The sequence below is a fragment of the Amycolatopsis sp. genome (assembly GCF_035276945.1).
Lineage (GTDB): Bacteria > Actinomycetota > Actinomycetes > Mycobacteriales > Pseudonocardiaceae > Amycolatopsis_E.
Genome location: NZ_DATELF010000177.1, coordinates 113,969 through 136,620, shown reverse-complemented (window position 1 = coordinate 136,620; position 22,652 = coordinate 113,969). Strand labels below are relative to the sequence as shown.

Here is a 22,652-nt window from a genome sequence, read left to right as displayed (position 1 = left end):
GGACTCGACCGAGGAAGGCCCAAGCGACTTTCCGCACGTCTTGGAACTGGGCGGCGAGGCCGCGGCAACCGCTGCGGAGAAGCTGTCCGTCCTCTCCACGGAGCTGACGAAATCCGGCGTCGACACCGCCGCGCGGCGGATGCGGGACGTCGATGCGGTCGTCGGCACACTGTCGTTTCCAGTGATCGAGCGGCTGGTGGCGCCGGAGCGGGTGCTCGCGGAGTTGGACGACGTGCAGAACCAGCCGGTGCGGCGGCTGCACTCCCATCGCAATCAGGCGGCGCTCCTGCCGCTTTTCCTGACGTGGCTGTCGATCGGGCTGGCAGTGCTGGTCGGGGACAGCGCGGCGCTGGTGCCGGTCTATGGCACGGTCGCGGTGGTGGACGCGGTCCTCATCGGCTGGGTCGTCTTGCTGACCCGGCAGGCGCACGCCAAGGAACAAGCCGCCGTGCGCGAATACGACCGGGTCGCGGAGCATGTCGACGTGGCGGTCAGGTCGCTCGCGGTCGCCATGCAGAGTCATGCGTCGCAGGCGCCGGTCAACGCGGAGGAATGGGCCACCGCGGCTCGTGAGGTGCTCGAGGAGGCGCGACGGCAGACCTCCGAGCTTTTCCAGGCCACCATGGCGGCCGTCGACAAGGCGAACGACAACCTGACGTCGGTACACACCGAAACCGAAAAGCTGATCGGCTTGCTGGCCGAGCAGATCGGAAAGACCCTGGAATCGCTGCAGCAGGCGAACGAGCAGATAATTACGCGGGTGGTCAAGGAGGCGGTGACGGTGTTGAACTCCGCGGTCACCGAGGACCGGGCGCTGGTCAGCGAACAGTTGGCGCCACTGATTGAGCAGTTCCAAGCCAACGTGGAGTCGTTTGCCCGCAGCTCCGACACATACCAGGAGAACACCGCCGCGTTCGTCGCGGTCACCTCGGATGTCGGGGTGGCGGCCAAAGTGCTCGGCGAGAGCGCCAAGTCCTACACCGACATCGCCGGATCGATCGACACGCACCTGCAGAATATCGACGGGTCGCAGCAGCATTTCATTCAGCAGGTGACGGAAAGCGCGCGCAACATGGGCACCGCCGCCAGTGCCATGGAGACCGTGAGCACGCTGCTCAGTGACCGGCTGCGCGCCGACCTGGAAGCGATCACCGTGCAGTTGAACTCGTCGAGCGCGCGACTGGCCGCCGTGGATACGAACCTGGTCGGGACAACTGAGGCGCTCGGTCGTGCGGCCAGGGAAATGCAGGACGCCGTTGCCGCTATTGGCGGCGTGGCACAGCGTCGCAGTTGGTTTAGGCGGCGTTGAGTCCATGCGCGGCATGCGGGGGCGCAGCAGCGATCTACTGTTCGGCAGCGCGGGGTGGCTGTTCGCCGATCTCATGCTGGCTCTTGTGGTGATGGTGTTCCTGGCGGCCGCGACCAGTGCGCGGAAGGAACCGACGAGCCAGCCTCCGCCGAGCGCGGTAACCACCACCACGACAACGACAACGCCAGTGACCACGACGAGCACGCGGCCACCCGGACTGCTGCCCGACCCGGTGAAGGTGGATGTGTATGTGGACACGGAGGCGCTACTGCGCAACGATCGTGGCGCCATCGACGGCATGCTGCAGAACGTGCGCGGAACGCTAGCCGGGCCACTCGCCGGGCGGCGGGTCGGCGTGGTGTTGACCTTTGGCTCCGCGTCCGGCGCCGACATCCAGCGCGGCATCAGGGTGGCCGGTCAGTTCAACGACCAGGTGCTGCGGGCATACGGCGACCAATTTGCCGGTGCGGCATATCGCAGCTACTTCCAGGGCGGCGGTGACCTGAGCAAGATCACCCTCGAGATATTCGTGTTCGACCACTGATTCGCCCGTTTCAGCGCGGCCTCCGTTTTCGTGGCCGGTGCCGTAGGCCGGGCTTCTCGGGAGTGAGCTGGGCGGTGCACCGTGATCCGGTGGCGACGAAGATTTCGTCGTCGCGGATATCCGCCGACGCGACGACGAAGTAGAACTTCTGCTGGCTCGCCGGTGTGGTGCCGGCGACATCGTAGCAGCCGGTGCGGTCGTTGCCGACCCGTTCGACCAGCGCGTGGTGCGGCGCGACCGTCGGATCGGGCGGCCAGTCGTCGTGGTCGTAGGCGACCAGCGCAGCGGTACATCCATCCGGCCACTTCCAGGTGAGCCGGATGGTGTCGCCAAGGTTCCGCGCGGCGAGTTCGCCGACTTCGTCGAGTGCCGCGTAGCGGCGGATGTCGCCGAAATAGCCGACGCCGTGCTCGATCATGACCTGTGCGAAGTAGTACAGGCCGGGCCGCGGCAGGGCAAAGCTCTGTGCGGCGGTCTCGGTGAGCAACGAGCCGTGTTTGACCAGGTCGGTGACGGGATACTGCTCGCCCGGTCGGACCGGTGGCCGTTGCTGTGTCCACAGCACCTTGGCCGTGCCCGGCGCCGCGCCCTGGGGCAGCAGGTCGACAAGCCGGTAGCAGAGGCCGAGGTTCCGGGTGACCGTCCGGACGTGGACGGGCCCGGGTTGCCCGGGAGGCCGGCCGGGGACAAGCGAGACCGAGACGCCGTCGGAGAGGTGGCTGGAACCGCTTGGGCCCGGATAGCCGGCTCGCAGGGTGTAGGTGCAGGACATGCCGTTGGCGAGTCCCTCGTCGCGTAGCCGGGTCGGTTCGAGTGGCGTGATGTCCGTCGTCCTTCCGGCGGCGGTGCGTTGGACGACCGCCCCGGTGGCATGGATCGGGAGCTGCCACTCGAGTTCCACCACGCCGTCGCCGACGCGTTGCGAGGTGATGGTGATCCGGCCGGTCACGAATACCGGCTCGGTCGTCGCCGCGCCGCTTTCCGACGCGGTTCCGGTTCCGCGCTGGGCGAATACCGCGTAATGCAGCGGTAACCCCATTTCCGGTGCCCTGTCGTCATAGGTGGTCCGGCGCACGGTGGTGAGCCGGGTACCGTCGGCAACCGAAGCGGGCGGCAGGGTGCCACGTTTGCGGACGACCACGTACCGGATGTTGTCCGTGTTCGATGGCGCCCAGGTCAGGCGGACGACATTGCCGGTAAATTCGACCCGTAGATCGTGCGGTGGCTCCGGAGGCAATGCGTTGAGTGCCAGCTGCGCGGGTTTGTGGTCCGCGCAGTACCTCAGCGCCTGGGTGTGGTAATCCACTTGCTGCCGCGTCGTTCCCGCTTGCTTGGCGATGTCACAGAGGCGGTCGGCCTGACGGATGTGTTCCGTCGATTCCCGGATGATGCGTTCGCGGTCCGGCACGGTCGCGGGCGCGTTGGTAGCCTTGTTGAGAGCCGCCTGGTAGTTCCGCTGCTCGGTCAGTATGCGCAACTGTCGTGCCGTGTTCTCGTCCTGGGCAGCGCGCTGCTCGCGGAGTTGTGCCACCTGCGCCCCGCACTGTTTCAGTCGCACCGCCAATTCGTCCTCGCCGTCAGAGGGCCAGGCCCGTGTCGCCGAGACGAGCTTCTCCTCGGCGCCGCCAAGGTCCTGCTGGTCCACCAACTCCGCACACTCCCGCGCGAGAAGAGCGGCCCAGTCATAGTCGCCGACGGGGAAGCCGCACTTGCCACACGCACCGTGCCCGGACACCGTGCGGCTACACGACGGGCAGGTGATTCGCAGCCGGGTGCCGCACACCACGCAGAACTGGTGTTCCGTTTCGTTCCACGACTGGCACGCTCCGCACTGCACCTGGTCGTGTCGTGCCTGCTCGGTAACGTTCGCCGGGAGTTGCACCGCCCATTTCAGTGCCCCGAAATGCTTGAGCATCATGCCGAGAGCGACATCGGTGTCCGCGCCGGCCGCCGACGCTTCGGTGAGGAATCGTTCAACCTGCCCGGCCTCGAACCGTTTGATCGCGGCGAGTGCCGACTGGTATTTCCCGATCAGCTCGACCACCGGCGCCAAGGTGACAGTGCTGTCGTAGCGAGACCGCTCGTGTTCCGTTCGGAAGACCTGCATCGCGTGACCCGCGAGCTCCTGTTTCGCCCCCAGCCTCGGGTCCTTGTTCATATCCAGCTGGGTTTGCTGGTACAACTTGTTCGCGGCGCGGGTGAGCTGTTCGAGCGGCGCGTGCTCGCTGACTCCCGCATCGACCGTGGCGAGCAAGGTATAGAGCGATTTCTCGCCAAGCAGATCGAGCAGGCTACGGATCGTCTTCGCCTTGGACGGGTCGAGTTGGTCGGGAACAGCGTGCTGTTCCGCGATGGCACGCGTCGGCAGGCGGTCGAGCCGGTCCGCCAGTTCCGGCTCGCCTGCAAGCTCCGGGTAGTTCCTGCGCAGTGCGTTGACCTCGGCGTCCCACAGAAACCCCTTGCTCAGCATTATTCGCAGGTCGCGGTCGAGTTCGGCGCGCCGCCGCACGCGCTCGTCCGTCAGCCGCTCGTGCGCGTCCGCGCGCTCCCGCTCGCGCAGGACCCGATCGGCCATGACCCGCTTGATGTCGTTGTGGCGATCAATCCCCAGTTGTGCGTCCAGCACCGCCTTACTGGTCTTCACGCCGTTGAGGACGGCCCTGGACCACTCGCCGCGCTTGGCTACCAGCAGCGTTTCGAACGCGGCCCCGTCCCAGGAGCGATCGGGGTCGATGCCAAGCAGCAGGAAGTAGTTCGGACGGTTGTCGTTGGCCATGCGCCGATCTCACCTCACGCTTGCCGCGGCGTCAGTTCGCTGAGGTGACCGCCGCGCCCCTCGGTCAATTCCCGGGCGATGGTGCTGAATGACTCGGTCAACCGGTTCAGTTCGGTGAACAGGCTCTGTCCGGACGACGAGGCGATCCGGCGCAGAAATTCCTGGTCGGCCGAGCCGAAGCCGATCGAGATGGACTCGATGCCGGCCGCATGGCATCGAGTGGCGCGCGGAATCACCTGTTCCTGTCGTGCCCACCTGCCGTCGGCGAGCACGACCGCACACCGGGCGCCTGGCACGTCGACGAGCCGGTCGTGGAGTTCGTCGAACGGATGCCCTCGGTTTCCATATCCGGTCGCACACGCGTCGAGGCTGTCGATCGCCCGACCGATGTCCTTCGCGTTCTGGGTCGCCGTCTGCCAGACCTTCACCCGGTCGGAGAACCCGATCAATCCGATCGAGGTGGTGCTCAGATCGCACTGGCCGACGAAGGCGTGCGCGGCGCGTTTCGCCTCGGTCAGCGGATTTCCGGCCATGCTGCCGGACAGGTCGAATGCCAGGTACACCGTGATGTGGCCGCGCCGGCTGGTGTTGTTCGGCCGGCCGGCGAACCGCTCTGGCACATCCGGCGGTACCGCGTCGATGGTGACCAGCAGTGGCCGGGTCGTCGTTCGATCGGTCGCCGAAACGTGTACGACTCCGCTGTGGTCGTAGGCGTATTCGATATCCACGACCGTGCCCCCGGTGCCGGGGCCGAACCCGGTGACCACGTAGCGGCCGAGATAGGCGCAGTCTTTCGGGTCGTCCGTTTCGCCTTGGGTCAGGAATATTTCGAGCAGGTTCTCCCCGGTGTCGTGCAGACGGAACTGGTATGGCCTGCTTTCCCGTGCGGGGATCGGCAGGTTCTTCCTGATCAGAACGCTGTTGACATACCGGGATCGGTCGGCGTTTTCGGCGATCATGCCGAGGCTGTGCGCGACCACGTCCTGGGTGAGCCGGAGGCCGTACCGTTTCGGTGTGGTGTCGCCGGCGCCGATCCGCCGGACCAGCGCGCTGTGCGCTTCGGTCGCCGCGTCGATCGCGGCGCCGATCGCGACCGCCTGATCCGGATGCACCCCGGACAGCGGCTGGCGGCCGGACATCCGGGCGATGCGCTCCCGCACCATCGGCATGCGCGTCGAGCCGCCGATCGGGATGACGCCGTCGATCTGGTTCCAGTCGAGTCCGGCGTCCGCGACCACCCCTCCGGTGAGCTGTTCGGTCCGGTCGAGCAGATCTCGGGTCAGGTCTTCGAATGTTTCCCTGGATACCTGGTAGCGCGCGGTCTTTCCGGCGAAATCGAGCAGAATGTCCCCGCGCCCTCTGGCGGAGAGGGTGTGTTTGAGCTGTTCCGCGCGTGCCAGCAGGGTGAGCGCGTCGTCCGGGCCGATGTCGACACCGAATTCCGTCGCGAACCTGTGGTGCACGTGCGAGACGATGCGGTCGTCCCAGTCCCGGCCGCCGAGCCGATGGTCGCCATCGGTGCCGAGCACTCGCATCTCGTCTCCCGCTATCCGCACGAGAGAAACGTCGAATGTGCCGCCACCGAGGTCGTACACCAGTGCGATGCGTTCCCGCGGCTCCGCGCGCAGGCCGTAGGCGATGGCCGCGGCCGTCGGTTCGCTGATGACCCGCAACACATCGAGCCCGGCACGCCGGCCCGCGGCTATCGTGTCGGTGCGCTGCAAGTGGGTGAAGTATGCGGGCACCGTGATCACCGCTTGCGTGACCGGTTCGCCGATGAACGCCTCGGCCTGTGCCTTGAGTTTGGCCAACACCAGAGCCGAGAGATCGGTCGCGTCGAAGTCGTTGCCGGCGAACGAGAGGAGGAAGCGCCGGTCACCCATGTGCCGTTTGAACGTGGCCGCTACTTCGGTTTCACCATCGGCCTGCGCCGACTTCGCCAGTGCGCCGACCACCGGTGGGTCACTCGCGAAGCTGATCACCGACGGCACGAGCAGACCGCCAATTTCGTCCGGGATGATTTCGGGGTTGCCGCCGGGGCCGAGGTGTGCGACTACGGAGTAGGTCGTGCCAAGGTCGATCCCCACCACCTCGGTCACCGCCACCTCCCCCGATTCGTCTGTGTCCTGGACCACGGTAACCTACCGGACACGAATAGTTGAGGTCAGTGGTTCGTTCAAGGTTCGTCCAAGCTACTGGGGAGGTAAGTGTGCCGACCGAGGACGAGCAATGCCCGGCGGAACCGGATGCCGCTGAAGTCGATGACGCGGGGGAGTCGTCGCAAACCGGGAGCGGGTGTGCCCCAGCAGAAGAAGCCCCCGAAACCCCCGAAGTCCTCGCCGAAAGCCGGGACCTTGTCCCGCTGGTCGAGCGACTCGTGGACGAACTGGCCGGTCTCCGCGCGGACTTCGCCGCCAAGATCCGTTACGACGAGGTCAAGGAACGGCAGATCACGAGCATGCACGAGGAACTGCAGGTTTTTCGCGTCGGCCTACATCTTCGGCTGCTCCAACCACTGTTCACCGATCTCATCGCGATGCACGACGACCTGGCCGACGCGTTGGGTCTGGACAATGCGGCGGTCGAACTCGAATCATTCAAGGAATCGGTACTCGAGACGTTGTCACGAAACGGCGTGTCCAGTTACTCTGTTGACTCGGACAAGGTCGACAGGGCTCGGCAACGGGTCATCCGCGCCGTCGCCACCGGCGATGAGACGCTCGACGGGCACGTGCAGCGCAGGGTCCGCGTCGGCTTCGAATACGACAGTGGCAAAGTGCTCCGTCCGGAGTGGGTCGTAGCGTATCGCTACACGCGGAGTGTGGAAGAAGCGGCAGCGGGAGGGGAATAAGGTGGAAAAAAACACGGTATTCGGTATCGATCTCGGTACCACGCACTCCTGTATCGCCTATATCGACGAGGCATCCGGCCGGCCTGCCGTCGTGTCGAACGCGGAAGGGGATCAGACAACGCCGTCGGTCGTGCTCTTCGAAGGCGCGGACCGCGTTGTCGGCAAGGAAGCGAAGAACGCCGCCGTCATGTACGCCGACCGGGTCGTGGCGATGGTCAAGCGGCAGATGGGTGTCCATGGTTGGCGGTTTCCCTTCGAGGGGCAGGACTACACGGCCGAGGAAATCTCGTCCTACGTTCTCCGCAAACTCGCCGCGGACACCGAGGCATTGCTCGGTACCCAGGTGGGGGATGTCGTGATCACCTGCCCCGCCTACTTCGGCATCTCCGAACGCGAGGCGACCGCGAAGGCCGGCGAGATCGCCGGGCTGAACGTACTCGAAGTGATCAACGAGCCGACCGCGGCGGCGATTTCCTATGGCGTGCATGCCGAAGGCGATCAGACGGTGCTGGTCTACGACCTCGGCGGCGGCACGTTCGACGTGACGTTGATCGAGATCAAGGATGGATCGGTGCGTGTCGTCGCGACCGACGGTGATCACCGGCTCGGTGGACGCGACTGGGACGAGGCGGTCGTCGGCCACCTCGCCGAGACGTGGCAGCAGGAGACCGGTTCGACGGATGACCCCAGGGACTCCGAGGAGACCCTGCAGGACCTGTGGCAGCGCGCGGAAGACGGGAAACGGGCGCTGAGCGCGCGGTCGGAGGCCAGGGTCATGGTCAGCCACGCTGGTCAGCGCATCGCGGTGTCCCTGACCAGGGAGAAGTTCGACGAACTCACCGCGCACCTGCTCGAGCGCACGGTGGAGTTCACCAGGGCGGTGCTGGACACCGGACGGGAACTTGGCACGAGCGGGTTCGACCGGTTGCTGCTGGTCGGCGGTTCGACCAAGATGCCGCAGGTCGCCGCGCGGCTCACCGATGACTTCACGGTGACGCCGGTGGTGCACGACCCCGACCAGTCCGTCGCCAAGGGCGCGGCGATCTACGGGCAGAAGCTCTCGATCGAAGGTGGGATCAAGATCGAGATCGCCGACATCATGGGGACACAGGGCACGCCGGTTGGCCAGGACAGTGTGCCCGCGGACGTGTATGACAAGGCCGTCGAGAACGTGGCCACGCGGGCAGGCCTGCGCAAGGAGGTCGTGGCGAAGATCGACCAGATGCAGGTGACCAACGTGGCCAGCCACAGTTTCGGCATCGTCGTGCTCGACGACAGCGACGGCGAGGAAAGGGAGCACATCTCCAACCTGGTACTGGCCCAGGAAACAGTTCCGGCGAACAAGACTCGGACATTCGGCACGGTAGAGCCGAACCAGTCGCGGGTGGACATCCGCGTCATGGAAAACACCCAGCGCGGCAGGGACGTGCCGCTCGAACAGGGCCGCCCGATCGGCCTCGCTGTGCTGAAGCTGACCGAGGGGCTGCCGAGCGGTTCGCCGATCGACATCACCTTCGAACTGACGCCGGACGGCCGGCTCAAGGTCACCGGACGGGACCTGGCCGAGGCGGGAGACGAGACCGTCGCGGTGGTCGAGACCGACCGGGGCCTGTCCGAGGAGGAATTGCAGCAGGCCAAGACCCGCGCGCGGGGGATCAAGGTAAGCGGATAGTCCCCCCGGCGTAGCGGGCGATATGTGAACCGCGGATTGCGCCTCGATGCCCGGTGTGCCGCCGACGCACGCGAACCTCAGTCAGGTCCAGAGGGGCGCTGGCCGGCTTGCCGGCGTCGATCGAGCCGACCCGGGCCGTCCACTCTTGACATGAGCACCTTCGGCTCGGGTACGGCTTGATGGCGCTCGCCGGTCCGATGCTCGCCACGCCTGGCACCGGGCCATGGCCGGGGTTTTGGGCGGGCCGCGCCTCCCTCCCGGCCAGGAGGGAGGTCCGGCGGAACCCAGCGGGGACGTGAGCTACCAGCACGCCCGGAAGAGCCTCGAACGGGGGATGCCGATGGCTACCACTTGCGCCCGGCGAAGGAGGGGTACCCGGTGAGTGGGCTGGAAACGGCGGCTATCGCCCTGACCGCCGCGGTGGTGAAGGCCGCCGCCAAGGTGTGGCTCGGTGATCGCACGGTCGCCGCCGACGCCGCCGCCAGTGCGCTCACCATGCTCGAGAAGCAGGTCCCGGGGCTCAACGAGCGTCGCAGGATCCGGCTCCTGTTCACCAATCTGGAGGCGCGGGTGGCCGACCGGATGCTGCGTTTCCTCGACGTGGAGTACCGGGACCTGACGGAGAACGAACGCGCTGCCACCGCCGAAGCGGTCAGGGAGACTTTCGAACGCACGGCGCTGACCGACGACGATCTGTTCACCGCGGACCTCGATCCGGCCTACCTGCACCGGTACCTGCTCCGCGCCGCGCCGGGCCTCCCCGAAGAATGGCTGCTCTCCGGCAACGCGATCGAGCTCTACCACGCAATTCTCCGGGAATGTTGCGCGTATCTGGTGCAGATCACCAGCACCCTGCCGCGATTCCAGCCCGGTGCGCTGATCACCATTCTCCGCCGCGAAACGGAGATAATCGAAGCGGTGCGGTCGGCGCTGGCGGTGCTCCCGGCCCGCCGGTCGAAGGACGACTTCGCCGCGGACTTCCACCGGCAGGTGATCGCGACCCTCGACCGGATGTCCCTGTTCGGTGCGGGACTGGCGGCGGCGACCCGGCTCTACCCGCTTTCCGTCGCCTACCTGAGCCTGAGCGTTACCACCGACAAGGCAAGTGACCAGCGGAACGAACTCGCTTCGGCCGACCGGATCGAGTACGTCCTCCCACACTCCTCCCGGATTCTGCTGCGCGGTGAAGCCGGCTCGGGCAAGACAACCCTGCTGCAGTGGCTCGCGGTTCGCTCGGCACGGCGGCAGTTGCAGAAAATCGACGGCTGGGCCGATCTCGAACCCTTTCTGATCCGCCTTCGCCGTTACGGCCGCACGCGGCTGCCGGAGCCCCGTAAATTCCTCGACGAGGTTGGCCGCCACATCGCCGACGAGATGCCGCCGAGCTGGGTGCAGCAGCAACTCCGGAGCGGTCTCGCCGTGCTGCTGGTGGACGGCCTGGACGAGGTCGCGGAACATCGGCGCGAAGAAGTACGTGAATGGTTGCGCGAGCTCATCGTCGCCTTTCCGCATGCCCGTTACGTGGTGACCACCCGGCCGGCCGCGGTCGAGCACGGCTGGCTGGCCGACGAGCGATTCACCGAGGTACGCCTCCAGCCGATGACGCCCCAGGACATCCGCACGTTCATCGCCCGCTGGCATGCCGCGGTGCGCGCGGACGAGGACGTGTCGCGAGCCGAACTCGATCGATATGCCGAGGCGCTCGCCGCCGCCATCGCGCAGCGAAGCGCCCTTCGCCGGATCGCCCAGAATCCCTTGCTGTGCGCGTTGCTGTGTTCGCTGCATCGCGAAAGCCACGCGCGACTGCCGGACAGCCGCATCGAGCTCTACGACGTGGCGCTTCGGATGCTACTGGGTCGCCGCGACGCGGAACGGCGCGTCAAGGTCGACCCGGAACTGTCCTTTCAGGAGAAGGCGGTCCTGCTACGCCACCTGGCTTACTGGATGGTCCGCAACGGGCACACCGACGCCGCGAAGACCGATGTCGTGGCAAGGATCAAGGCCAAGCTCAATTCGATGGGCCAGATCGAGGCGACGCCTGAAGCCGTGTACCGCCACCTGCTGGACCGGGGCGGGGTGCTGCGTGAACCGGTGCCCAAGCGAGTGGACTTCGTCCACCGCACCTTTCAGGAGTATCTGGCCGCCGAAGCCGCGGTCGAGGACGACGACATCGGTGTTCTGATTTCGAATGCGCATCTCGACGAGTGGCGTGAGGTCGTGGTGATGTCGGCGGGGCACGCCCGCCCAGGTCAGCGGGAAAAGCTGCTCAAAGGGCTTCTCGGTGGCAACACCGACAGCGGTCGACGGATCAAGCTGGACCTGCTCGCTCTCGCCTGCCTGGAGACATCACCCGAACTCAAAAACCAGTTGCGCCAAGAGATCCACCGTCGCACGGCAGACCTGTTGCCGCCCGCGGAACTGTCGCTGGCGCCGCAGCTCGCTTGCGCGGGGGAAATCGTGCTGGACCTGCTCGCCGCCCGTCCGCCGACAGACGAGCGGAGCACCCAGGCCGTCGTGCGCACCGTTTCCCTGATCGGCGGCCCGGACGCGCTCGAAGCCCTCACTCGCTATCGCCATTCCGGCGAACCCACCGTGGTTTCCGAACTCATCGCCGCGTGGCCGAGGTTCGATCCGCAGGAGTACGCCGAGCGGGTGCTGGCCCGGTTGCCGCTGCCGGACGGGCAGCTGATGGTCCGGGATCCGGCCGTGCTGCCGGCGTTGGCCCACTTCGCCAACCTGACCTCGCTCGACTGTACCTTCGAAGACGGATTCGGGCGGCTCGACTTCGTCCGGCCACTGACCGTCCTGAGGTCGCTCGTGATCGCCGACCGCATCGGCTATCAGCTCGACCCACTCGCCGGGACTCACCTGGAACGGTTGTCCCTCAGCGATGCATTCACAACCGGCCCGGTGGATGTCGCCCCGCTCGCGGAGGTGCCGAGCCTGACCGAATTCACCTCCGGCGTCGCGAGTTTCGGCTGGCGGTCGCTCGCCCGCCTGCCAGCGCTCACCAAGCTCGGCCTTGGGTGGGTCGATCGCGCCACGCGGCTGCGCGAGTTGTCCGGGCTCGGCCACCTGCATTCGCTCTGGCTGAGCCAGGTTGCCGACCTCCACGATCTCGACCCGTTGTCGTTCCTGACCCGGCCGGTGGAGCTGGGCCTGCACAAGTGCGTCAACCTGCGGGATCTGCACGGGTTGCGCGCCTGGCCAAGCCTGGAGCGGTTGTCGCTGAGCAGGTGCGGCACCATCGGTCCCGGTCCTTTGTCGGCGCTGACCGCGCTCACCCGACTCGACGTCGTGGACACGCGGCTGTCCAGCCTGGTATCGCTCAGCGGGCTGCCCCGGCTCGAGCGGATCCGGCTCAAAGTTCCGGAGATCCCCGATCTGGCACCGCTGTCGGGGCTCACCTCGCTGCGAACGCTGTGGCTGGAAGGCCCGGCCACGGTCAGCCTGCGCCCGCTGGCCGGGATGACGAACCTCACGATCCACGCGACAAGAGGCCTGCAAGTGCGTGACGCCGAATCACTGGGCGAGGGCAGCTTCGTCATAGCGGACACCTAGCCTGGATCCGCCGAAAAAGCGGTGGTTGTGTTCGGCGTGTCGACGGAGAAAGTGCCTTCTGACTCTCGTATCGCGTTGGTTGGGCCGCGCCCAGTCTCACCGGCCCGACCAGGGTGCGGACGACCTTCTCTAAGCCGAATATGGGATCGGCTTCCTCGATGGCTCCGCGTGATGCAGTGCCGATGGGTGGGCTCAGGGTTTGCGGGCGAGCCCGGCGTAGACCTCGGTGAGTTCGGGGTTGCGGTCGATGATGTCGCCTTCGTCGGGGCGCCAGAGTTGCACGGGCACGATGCCGGGTTCGACCAGTTCGAGTCCGGTGAAGAAGTCGGCCTGCCGTTCGGGCGAGCGCAGGGTCACCGGTGGGTGTGTGGGGCCGAACATGCGGGCTTCGCGCGCGAACGCTTCCCGGAGTGCCTGGCCTTCCTTGAACTGGGAGATGCCCAGGTAGCTGCCGGGCGTTGTGGCCTCGACATACTTGGAGACCATCGCGTCGGGGTTGTCGGAGTCGGGGATGTGCAGCAACGTCTCGATCAGCAGCACGGCGACGGGCTGGTCGAAGTCGATAAGCCGCCGCGTCTCCGTGGTGGCGAGGACGTGCTTCGGTTGCCGGATGTCCGCGCACAGATAGGCCACTCGATCGTTTCCGGCTACGAGAGCCGTGCCGTCGGCGGCGATGGTGGGTTCGTTGTCGACGTACACCACGCGGCACTCGGGGTCGGTTGCCTGGGCGATGTCATGGATATGGTTGGACGTGAGAAGGCCTGAGCCGAGGTCGAGGAACTGCCTGATTCCCTGACCGGCCAGGTATCGCACCACGCGGCCGAGCATGGCGTGTTGCTCGCGCACGAGATGCGGGATATGCGGCGCGACCAGGAGAACGACGTCTTCGAAGGCGCGTTCGGTCTCCGTGAGCTGGACGGATCCGTCCAACCAGAGGGTTCGAACCCGGGCGAGGGTGCCCAGATCCGCACGCCGGGGAGCTGGAAACGATTCCACTACTGGCCCCTTGTCGTCATGCTGTTCTCGTCGCCCGTGCCTCAGCGGCGAATCGTAACCCGCGTGCCTCGGTGAGCGGCAGTACCCCAGTCCCCCCACGTTCGATCCGGGGGCGGACAACACCCTCGTACGGGGACTATTTGCCCGTCACTGCCTACAACCAGGTGAACCTCGTCAGGGCCTCGAGATCTGAACGGGTGACGCGAAGCGTCAGTAACGGTCAAGCCGTCACTGACGGTGAGAGGCTCGCCCGGCGCCACGGTACAACCGGATCGGCGGTAAGGAGCCACCCCAAAGGCCCAGTCCAGATCACCGATCGTGATCAGTGCCAGCCGGGCTTCGCTGTTTCTCGGCCGGCCTTGCCGGCGGAACGGGCTTTCGAGCGTGTTGTGAGCAGTGTGGTGAGGGCGAGGTGAAGGGAGTCCAGGAGGTGTTCGTGGGTCTTCGATCCCGGGCGGGCGTGGAGCAGCGGATGCCTGGAGCGTCACTTCGCGATCGCCCTGCAGCACGGCGCCCACTGCCCCCGGGCAAGACTTTCTTCGACCGCTAACCGCTGCCCGGTATCTTGATTGTCGGCGAACACTTTGCCGGCCACTCTCGAGGGTTCACACGCCTGCTCGGTCAAGGCGGTCGATGAGAGTGTGGTCAGTTCGCGTCGTGCGTCGTCCGGTCCCGGTCGCACTCAGACGATGCGGACCATTTCCTCTCCGTGCTGGGTCGGCAACTTCTCGATGTTGATCGCATCGCCCTCTCGGATCGCGGCCACCAGGTCGGCGTGCCGCTCGATATGGCCGCGGCGACGGTCCTCCATCCCCGGGACGAATCGCGCCTTGGTCATGGCCGCGGTCAGCATGGTCGTGACCGACTGGTAGAGACCGACCAGAACCTCGATGCGGGAGGCTCGAGCGATGGCGAGATGCAGCCGCATGGTGGCGCCCAGGCAAAGCCTGCGCATCCTGCTGGGCAGCGCGTATCTCCTCCAGCGCCCACTCCATCGCCCGGATGTCGTCCACGACAGCGCGTTGCAGGGCAACCGTGGCGAACAGGGTGTCGAGATAGCGGTGTGCCTCGAACAGGTGCTCCGGATCGACACTCAATCCCTGGTACCACACGTCGATGCCGCCGAGGCGCACCTGCGGCGGCGGGTTCGGCACGAAGACCCCGCCGTTCGGGCCCGGCTTGACTTCGACAAGGCCGCGTTCACGAAGAATGCCGAGCGCTTCGTTGATCACCGACGGGCTCACGCCGAATCGGGTGATGAGTTCGGTGCGCAGCCCGAGCCGTGTCCCCGCGGTCAGGCGGTTCTCCAGGATCTGGGTTTCGATCGCACCGGCAACCTGCTGCGCGCGTGACGTGCGCGACGCCGATTCCCCACCTGATGCGTTCTGTCGTCCCATCGGTGCCCCTTCGGTGGGAATCGTTTCCCGGGTCTTCAATCCTACCTGCAGGATATGGCTCGAAGTAGGTCGCCGACCAGGCAGAATCCGTTTTGATCATGAATTCTTCCGAAATATCTTGAAACCTGTCGACAAAATTACTATGATATGGGTCGCAGATCGGCAGTGGAGTCGGGCGGAGGTCGATGACGTTGGCGGTGCGGCCGGGCCTCTGGTCGGCACCCCCGTCGGCGCTCGAAAGGATCGGGGTGCCGTTGGGCTCCTCCACCAGGGAGACAACAGAATGAAACTCACCGCTCCATCGGTCTCGCGACAGTATCTCGTCCAAACCGATGATCTCGACCGCGTCCGGGAAGCAGTGTCGAGTGTCTTGACAACTCATCGAGTCGGCTTGCTCGAAGCGTCAGGCCTGGCCGCGAAATTCAGCGCGACCAGCATCGACAAGATCATTTTGATGCGGCTCGAATACGGCGCCGCCGTCAGGATCGACGTGGATCCGCCGGAGCGGCCGTTTCACCTCATCCAGTGGCCCCTGCGGGGAAGCGCGATTGTCGTATCCGGCCGGGAGCGGACTGTGGCGACACCCGACGTTGCCTCGTTGCCGGACCCTCGCCGGGGTTGCGTGATGCGGCTGGCGCCGGACTGCGTGAAGGTCGCCCTCCGAGTCGATGCGGATCACCTGCGGCGCCATCTCCAGTCGCTCATCGGCCGACCGGTGCGCGAGCCGGTGACATTCGAGCTCGGGATGGACCTGCGGACGAGCCGGAGCCGAAGCTGGCGCGCCGCGCTCGACCTGTTGCTCGCCGAAACGCGGCGCACCGGAGGCCTGCTCGAGCATCCACTCGTGTCCGCGCAGGTCGAGAGTGCCATTCTCACCGGTCTGTTGCTCGCGCAGCGTCATAACTACACCGCGGCCTTGCAGGCAGAACAGACGCCCGCGGCCCCGCGCTCGGTGAAGCGTGTCCTGGAACGAATCGAAGCCAACCCCGAATTTCCGCTGACCGTCGAGGAACTGGCGGCCGGCGCCGGGGTGAGCGTGCGGGCTCTGCAGAAGAGCTTTCACGACGCGATCGGCTGCTCGCCGATGACCTACCTGCGCGAAATACGCCTGAACCGGGCCCGCGATGCGCTGGCAAGTGCGGATCCCGCGGCCGGGGCGAGCGTGACAGACATCGCCCTGAACTGGGGCTTCAGGCATCTCGGGCGATTCTCGGTGGAGTACCGCCGACGGTTCGGTGAGTCGCCGTCGCAGACGCTGAGGCGGTAGCCGAAAGCCGGATTCGGGTACCGCGGATCATCATTCGTTCGACGATGAAGCAGCTGGCGAGATTCTGGTCAAGGTGCTGGCCTGCGAAAATAGAATCAAGCTTTCCGCCGAAAAATCATGAATACCCGGGCCGGTATCCTGCCGTGCGACACTCGGCCCGGTCCTGTTTTATGGAAACCCGCATTTCCCGGTGTTGTTCGTATTCTGGACATCCTTGACGTTATCGGGATATCGCAAACACGGGCAAAGCTGTAAGGTGGCCTCCTGAAGGAAAATACGAGCGGTCGTCTGCTCTGACGTGCGAGGAGTTTCTCATGGCGGATAATCAGGGATCGGTGGTCGTGGTCACCGCCAGTGAGCGGGATACGGTGTGGTTCGCGCGGAATCTGGTCGATATCATCGCCGGGGGAGAGCAGACCAACGGCGCATATGCGATTTTCGAGATGCTCGGGCCGCCCGGTGACGAGGTTCCGCTGCATCTGCACACGGATGAGGACGAGGCGTTCTTGCTCTCCGAAGGGCAGATGACCGTGTGGGTGGGTGACCAGAAGCGGGTCCTCGAGCAGGGCGACTACGCCTTGATGCCCCGAAATGTCCCGCACTGCTATCGGGTGAGTTCCGATCACCAGGCCCACTGGCTGGCGATCACCTCGCCGGCGGGATTCGAAGGGTACGTGCGCGAAATCGCGGCGCCCGCCACCGAGCGTCGACTGCCCGATCAGGTCGAACTCGGTCCGGAGATGCTGGCAAAGCTGGGGGAGATCGCCATGAAATACGGGGTCAGGTTTCTCGGTGCCCCCGGCACGCGTCCGTCCGACCTCGCGGAATAGGTGAGCACCATGAACGGACTGCATGTCGGACTGGATGCCGATGCGTTACGGCTGGTCAATGCCGCGGAGGCGTTGGTGCCGGCGCTGGCCGAACATGCCGAGGACGTCGATCGCGGCGGTCATGTGCCAGTTGAGGTCTTCAAGCAGGTCGTTGGTGCCGGGTTGCTGCGGGTGTGTGTTCCCAAGCGGTTCGGTGGGGAGCAGCAGAAGCTCCAGACATTGCTGGCAATCAGCGAGGCACTGGGGCGAGGGTGCGGATCTACGGCGTGGGTCGCCCAGAACATCAGTGCCACGGCGGTATTGGTGGGCATGTTCTGCGAACAGGCTCAGCGCGATGTCTGGGAGACCAACCCCGACATCGGCGTCTGCGCTTCGCAATCCCCGCCGAGCGCAGTGGCTCGGGTCGACGGTGGATATCGCATCTCGGGCCAGTGGGGTTACCTGTCCGGTGTGGAACAGGCGGGCTGGGCGTTGCTGACGATGCCGATCGGCGGGGACCCGGCCGCCCCGGAGATCGCGTTCGCTCTTGCCCCGGTCACGGCCGGCACCGTCGTGCAGACGTGGAACGTCGTCGGAATGCGCGGCACTGCCAGCAACACCCTGGTGCTCGAGGACTACGTCGTGCCTGACCACCGCATCCTCTCGGTCACCAAAGCGATGACCGGTACCTACGCCACCGAGTATCCGAACGAGACGCTCTACCGTACTCCGCTCGCCCCCAGCCTGGTGCTCGGCCTGTTGGGCACGCCGATCGGAGTGGCCCAAGGAGCACTGGAACACGTACTGAAGTTCGCCCACAAACGCGGCATCGCCTACAGCACGTTCCCGTCGCAGAGTGCGTCCACCGGATTCCAGATCCAGGTCGCCGAGGCGGCGCTCAAGATCGACACAGCGCGGCTGTTCGCCGCGCAGCTGGCCCGTGAACTCGACGACGCCGCCACCCGGGGTGTGCTGCTGGAATACGTCGATCACACCCGCATCCGCGCCGCGGTCGGATTTGCCTGCCAGCAGCTGCGCGAGGCCGTGCAGATCCTGGTCAACGCGCACGGGACCGCCACGTTCGCCGAAGTCAACCCCCTGCAACGGATGTGGCGGGACGTCAACACCGGCACCCGGCACGGCATGCTCACCCCCATGCTGGGCTACGAGTTATACGGAAAATCGCTTTCCGGCAATAAGGAAACTGTTGCCACGCTTGTTTAGGCCGAAAGCGCACCGGGTCAACCGATCCAATAGGTGTCACGAATTTCTAGGTGGGTGAAAATTGACGAAGACGAATGTTCGACCCGCTCCCGAAAAAATTTTGCTGTTCGGCGCCAGTGGCCACGTCGGTGGTCCCGCGGCGGCGACGATCACAGCAGCGGAGCCCGCACCTGAATTGCGGCTCGCCACGAGCTCTGCCGAGAAGGCCGCCGAACTGAAGGCCAGTTTTCCGTCGGCAGAAGTGGTTCAGGCCGACTACACGGACCTGCAGAGTCTGGTTTCCGCATTCGACGGTGTCGACGCGGCGTTCATCATCACACCGGACTTCAGGATCGACGAGCGACAGGCGGTGATCAACGTCAGTGCCGCCGCCCACGCGGCCGGGACGCAACCACACCTGGTGAAGCTCACCGGCGTGACGATCGGAATCAACAGCATCAACGACCTACGCCCCGCTCTGCGCGACTTTCCGGGGCCGTCGTTGCAGTACCAGCAGGCGCGGGCGGTCCTGAACGCTTCGGGTCTGCCGGTCACCTTTCTGAACTGTTTCGCCAACTACATGGACGATTTTCTCACGGTGTGGGGGTTTTCGCTGCTGACCCGCGGGGTGTTGGCGGCTCCCTATGACCGGAGCTCACTGTTCGTCGACCCTCGCGATGTGGGCGAGGCGGCGGCCCGGTTGCTGCTTCAGCCGCACAGCCGCGAGCACGACGGTTACGTGCGTCACATCACCGGCACCGAGCGGATCCGGTTCTCGGAGGTCGCCGCGCTCATGACGGAGGTTCTGGGCGTCGACATCGCCTACGAGGACGATCCGCAGACGTTCAAAGCGGAACTCGGGGAGGTCTTCAAGGCGCAGTTCGGTCCCAGCGCACTCGACTGGCTGCTGGCCTTCTCCGAGAACGAGCAGAAGGAGGAAGTGCTGTTCATCGTGACCGATGAGTTGCGGCACCTGCTGGGCCGGGAGCCTCGCACCCTGCGCGAATGGATCGAGGAGAACAGGCACTTCTATCTCGCGGAGGGGTCGGCGTTGCGGCGGTGAGCTCGGGCTGAGCGTGGCTTGACCTGTGGCCTGCCGTCGGAAATCGATATTCGTTTCCCGTCGACAGGCCACCCCGCCCGCCGCAATGCCTGTCGTCGCCGGACGTTCGAGCACGGTCCGTACCTCCACGACAACCAGCTGAAAGAGAGGTGCGATGGTGTTGAAAACCACCACCGGAGCGGTCGTCGGCGAACAATCCGATGGGCGCACTGCTTTCCGCGGAATCCGTTATGGAAACCTGGCGAACGGACGACGCTTCGATCCTGTCGCGCCGGCGGCGCATGATTCCGTACAAGATCTCCGTAACTTCCCAGCGATGTTTCCACAACTTCCCAGCCGGCTCGACACGCTGCTGGGTACCGCCTGCCGCAAGCACCCGCAAGAGGAAGACGCGTTTCTGCTCAACGTGTGGATGCCGTCCGGTGCGGCCAACCTGCCGGTACTCTTCTTCATTCACGGCGGCGGCTTCGTTTCGGGTGGCGGCGTGATACCGTGGTACTCGGGTGGCCGGCTCGCCCGTGAGGGCGACATGGTGGTCGTGACGACGAACTACCGGCTGGGGCCGCTGGCCCATCTGGTGACCGGGCCGGATGGTGACGACGCGAATCGCGCTGTCGACGATCTGCTCCAGGCATTGATCTGGGTGCGGGAGAACATCGGCCTGTTCGGCGGTGATCCCGGAAATCTGACCGTCGCGGGTCAGTCGGCGGGGGCTTTCTACGCACAGATCCTGGCGGTGCTGCCCGAATCCCGGGGCCTGATCCGACGGTTGCTTCTCATGAGCACCCCCGGAATTCCGGCCTCGAGCCGGAGCCGCACCGAATCCCTCAGCGGTGAGGTCATTGAGAATCTGCAGGGCGCGGACCCGAGCACCGTGCCCGTCGACAGCCTGCTGAGAAGCCACCAGCAGGTCATGAAGAAACACGTCCGGTTCGGATCGGTCGGCCCGACCTGCCTGCTGCCGACGGTGGACGCACGGGTCCCGGACTGGTTGGACAATCCGGGCAGTGTCGCCAAAGCGTTGGATGTGGCGGACCTGCTGGTCACCTTCACTCACGACGAGACCGGCGCATACTTCTTCAACTCGCGCGAGCGCGACATCACCACCGAGCAGGTACGTCAGCTCGGGTTCGGGCGCACTACCACCACCTACGAAACGCCTTACGCGGAACTCGTCGCGCGCACGACCGCATCCCTCTTCGGTGATTACGCGAAGGGACTCGTCGCGGCGGCGCGCGAGCACGGCATCCGGGCGGAGTTGCGCGAGTTCGACGTGCCCAGTCCACTGGATGGGCTCGGTAGCTGCCACGGCTTCGACATGCCGTTCCTCTTCGGGAACCGCGCCGCCTGGGTGGGGGCGCACTTGCTCGACGGCATCGATGACGATCTCTTCGAAGCGGAGGGCGGCAAACTACGTGCCGCCGTCGCCGATTTAGTGCACCTTCCGTGAAATTCCAGGACCGGTCACCGATCAGGGCGGCTGTCTCGCGCCCCGATCGGTGACCGGATTCTCTTACGCAGCGGCTTGCTCGATCAGCGCATTCCACCCTGGGCGAGTTCGACCATCCGCTGGATGCTCGTCTGCTTGACGCGCGGTCGTCCGGCGACCTTCCCGGCGTCGCGTTCGTGTCTGTCGATTGCCTTCCAGCCCGCGAACGTGACGACCGCGGGTTGGCGCGCTCGTACCAGGTCGGCGACGACGTTGGCCGAGAGCGTGGACGCGGTGGGCAGCCGACCTGCGTCGGCGTCGGCGATGAGCGACCGGACGGTGTCACGCGCGCACTTCTTGTTGGTGCCGATGATGCCGCTGGGGCCCCGCTTGATCCAGCCGGCGACGTAGGTTCCGGCGAGAACCTCGTCGCGCTGGATGACGCGCCCGTCGGAGTTGGGCATGACACCACGCCCTTCATCGAACGGGAGGCCTGGAATCGCGGCACCGGAGTAGCCGACCGCACGGAAGGCGAGGCCCGCGTGAATGACCGTTTTGTCGTCGGTGGCACGGACCACCAAGCGGCCGTCGGGGCCGCGGTCCAGCTCCGTGCGCGCGACCAGAACCGACTCGATGCGATTGCTTCCGACCAGCCCGATCGGCGACGTGAAAAAGCGCAGCACGATTCTCCTGGACCTCCCGACGGGGGTTCGTCCCGCGATTCGGCCCAGCGTTTGGATTTTGCGTAGTGCCGTCCAATCGGCAGCGGCGAGCGCGAGTTGGTGTTCACCTGGCAGGTCTGCCGGATCGACGATCACGTCCGCGGTGGGGAGATCGGCGAGTTCGTCGAGCTCCGGGTTGTTGAAAGCCGCGTGCGAAGGGTCCCGGCGACCCAGGATGACGATCTCCCGGATCGCGCTGGCGCCCAGTGCCTCCAGTGCGTGGTCGGCGACATCGGTGGTTCGGAGCGCGTCGACGTCGAGCGCGAGGACGCGGGCCACGTCGAGCGCGACATTGCCGTTGCCGACGATCACGGCCCGCTCGCACGACAGGTCGAAGGGCAGGTGGCTGAAGTCGGGATGCCCGTTGTACCAGGCGACGAACTCTCGCGCGGACCAGCAGCCGCGCAGGTCCTCGCCCGGGATCCCCAGGCGCCGGTCGCCGGCGGCGCCCACCGCGTAGATCACCGCGTCATACCACTCGGTGAGGTCGCCGTGCCGGATTTCGCGGCCCACCTCGACGTTGCCGAAGAAGCGAAAACCGGGACGGGCCGCGGTCGCTTCGAAGATCTTGGCGACGAGCTTCTTGTCCGGGTGATCAGGTGCCACCCCGCCGCGCACCAGGCCCCAGGGAGTCGGCAGGCGGTCGAACACGTCCACTTCGACCGGCCTGTCGACGAGGTCGACCAGGCGTCCGTCGGCGTACGTTCCGGCGGGGCCTTCCAGGAGGTGCCCGGCGGCGTACATGCCCGCGGGTCCGCTGCCGACGAGGGCGACGCGCAGCGGGCGCCCCTCAACGCCGGCCATGGGCCTGGAAATAGTCGGCGTTGATTTTCCGGTATCGCGCGTATCGGTCCGGTATCCGATCGATGGCGAAGATCGCGTCGACCGGGCAGGCTTCCACGCACGCGCGGCAGCCGATGCATTCCGCCGGGTTGATGTACAGTTGCTCGGCATTGTCGAAACCCGGCTCGTCGGGGCCCGGGCTGATGCAGTCGACCGGACACACCTCGACACACGAGTAGTCGGCCACACATGGCGCCGCGATCACATAGG

The 22,652-nt window shown here is 65.9% G+C and carries 16 protein-coding genes and 1 pseudogene; 10 read left to right on the top strand and 7 right to left on the bottom strand.

All coding sequences use genetic code 11. The features are described from left to right. Positions 1-40 precede the first annotated feature (40 nt). Positions 41-1,309: a hypothetical protein gene (locus VJT49_RS32920; RefSeq protein WP_324168880.1), complete on the top strand. Its 1,269-nt coding sequence runs from the start codon at positions 41-43 to the stop codon at positions 1,307-1,309. A 13-nt stretch (positions 1,310-1,322) separates the two neighbouring features. Then, positions 1,323-1,853 carry a hypothetical protein gene (locus VJT49_RS32915; protein ID WP_324168879.1) on the top strand — a complete coding sequence of 177 codons (531 nt, stop codon included), beginning with the start codon at positions 1,323-1,325 and terminating at the stop codon, positions 1,851-1,853. Between the two features lie 10 nt (positions 1,854-1,863). On the opposite strand, the gene VJT49_RS32910 is transcribed toward VJT49_RS32915, so the two are convergent. Continuing rightward, the gene (locus tag VJT49_RS32910; RefSeq protein WP_324168878.1) at positions 1,864-4,629 is read right to left on the bottom strand and encodes a zinc ribbon domain-containing protein; all 2,766 of its coding nucleotides are present in this window, start codon (positions 4,627-4,629) and stop codon (positions 1,864-1,866) included. 14 nt (positions 4,630-4,643) lie between these two features. Further along, entirely contained in the window at positions 4,644-6,728 is a 2,085-nt protein-coding gene (locus VJT49_RS32905; RefSeq protein ID WP_324168877.1) for an Hsp70 family protein, read from the bottom strand. Positions 6,729-7,006: 278 nt separating this feature from the next. On the opposite strand from VJT49_RS32905, the gene VJT49_RS32900 reads away from it, so the two are divergent. From VJT49_RS32900 to VJT49_RS32890, 3 genes are all read left to right on the top strand, one after another. After that, the gene (locus VJT49_RS32900) at positions 7,007-7,480 is read left to right on the top strand and encodes a hypothetical protein (RefSeq protein WP_324168876.1); all 474 of its coding nucleotides are present in this window, start codon (positions 7,007-7,009) and stop codon (positions 7,478-7,480) included. A 1-nt stretch (position 7,481) separates the two neighbouring features. After that, a complete protein-coding gene (locus tag VJT49_RS32895) occupies positions 7,482-9,152 on the top strand; it encodes an Hsp70 family protein (RefSeq protein ID WP_324168875.1) in 1,671 nt (556 codons plus the stop codon). Positions 9,153-9,530: 378 nt separating this feature from the next. Then, positions 9,531-12,713, top strand: coding sequence for an NACHT domain-containing protein (locus VJT49_RS32890; RefSeq protein WP_324168874.1), 3,183 nt, complete (start codon positions 9,531-9,533; stop codon positions 12,711-12,713). Positions 12,714-12,905: 192 nt separating this feature from the next. On the opposite strand, the gene VJT49_RS32885 is transcribed toward VJT49_RS32890, so the two are convergent. The 3 genes and pseudogenes from VJT49_RS32885 to VJT49_RS35555 form a co-directional block, all read right to left on the bottom strand. Next, entirely contained in the window at positions 12,906-13,709 is an 804-nt protein-coding gene (locus VJT49_RS32885) for an SAM-dependent methyltransferase (RefSeq protein ID WP_324168873.1), read from the bottom strand. A gap of 682 nt (positions 13,710-14,391) precedes the next feature. After that, positions 14,392-14,637 (bottom strand): FCD domain-containing protein, encoded by a 246-nt coding sequence (locus VJT49_RS32880; protein ID WP_324168872.1) that lies wholly within the window; start codon positions 14,635-14,637, stop codon positions 14,392-14,394. Between the two features lie 304 nt (positions 14,638-14,941). Further along, positions 14,942-15,106, bottom strand: a pseudogene (locus VJT49_RS35555) (hypothetical protein); the annotation flags it as partial. Positions 15,107-15,389: 283 nt separating this feature from the next. On the opposite strand from VJT49_RS35555, the gene VJT49_RS32870 reads away from it, so the two are divergent. The 5 genes from VJT49_RS32870 to VJT49_RS32850 all read left to right on the top strand — a co-directional run bounded on the left by VJT49_RS32870 (position 15,390) and on the right by VJT49_RS32850 (position 20,898). After that, positions 15,390-16,373, top strand: a complete 984-nt coding sequence (locus VJT49_RS32870; RefSeq protein ID WP_324168870.1) for an AraC family transcriptional regulator — start codon at positions 15,390-15,392, stop codon at positions 16,371-16,373. 335 nt (positions 16,374-16,708) lie between these two features. Then, complete coding sequence (locus VJT49_RS32865) at positions 16,709-17,203, top strand: quercetin 2,3-dioxygenase (protein WP_324168869.1); 495 nt, start codon at positions 16,709-16,711, stop codon at positions 17,201-17,203. 9 nt (positions 17,204-17,212) lie between these two features. Next, the gene (locus VJT49_RS32860) at positions 17,213-18,406 is read left to right on the top strand and encodes an acyl-CoA dehydrogenase family protein (protein WP_324168898.1); all 1,194 of its coding nucleotides are present in this window, start codon (positions 17,213-17,215) and stop codon (positions 18,404-18,406) included. Between the two features lie 61 nt (positions 18,407-18,467). Next, positions 18,468-19,448, top strand: a complete 981-nt coding sequence (locus tag VJT49_RS32855) for an NmrA family NAD(P)-binding protein (RefSeq protein WP_324168868.1) — start codon at positions 18,468-18,470, stop codon at positions 19,446-19,448. Between the two features lie 154 nt (positions 19,449-19,602). Further along, the gene (locus tag VJT49_RS32850; protein ID WP_324168867.1) at positions 19,603-20,898 is read left to right on the top strand and encodes a carboxylesterase family protein; all 1,296 of its coding nucleotides are present in this window, start codon (positions 19,603-19,605) and stop codon (positions 20,896-20,898) included. Positions 20,899-20,981: 83 nt separating this feature from the next. Here VJT49_RS32850 and VJT49_RS32845 read toward each other — a convergent pair whose 3' ends face one another. Both VJT49_RS32845 and VJT49_RS32840 read right to left on the bottom strand, forming a co-directional pair. Beyond that, the gene (locus VJT49_RS32845; RefSeq protein WP_324168866.1) at positions 20,982-22,403 is read right to left on the bottom strand and encodes an FAD-dependent oxidoreductase; all 1,422 of its coding nucleotides are present in this window, start codon (positions 22,401-22,403) and stop codon (positions 20,982-20,984) included. Further along, on the bottom strand, positions 22,390-22,629 hold the full coding sequence (locus tag VJT49_RS32840) for a 4Fe-4S dicluster domain-containing protein (protein WP_324168865.1): 240 nt from the start codon (positions 22,627-22,629) through the stop codon (positions 22,390-22,392). Before VJT49_RS32840 ends, VJT49_RS32845 begins: the two co-directional genes overlap by 14 nt. Positions 22,630-22,652: the final 23 nt, after the last annotated feature.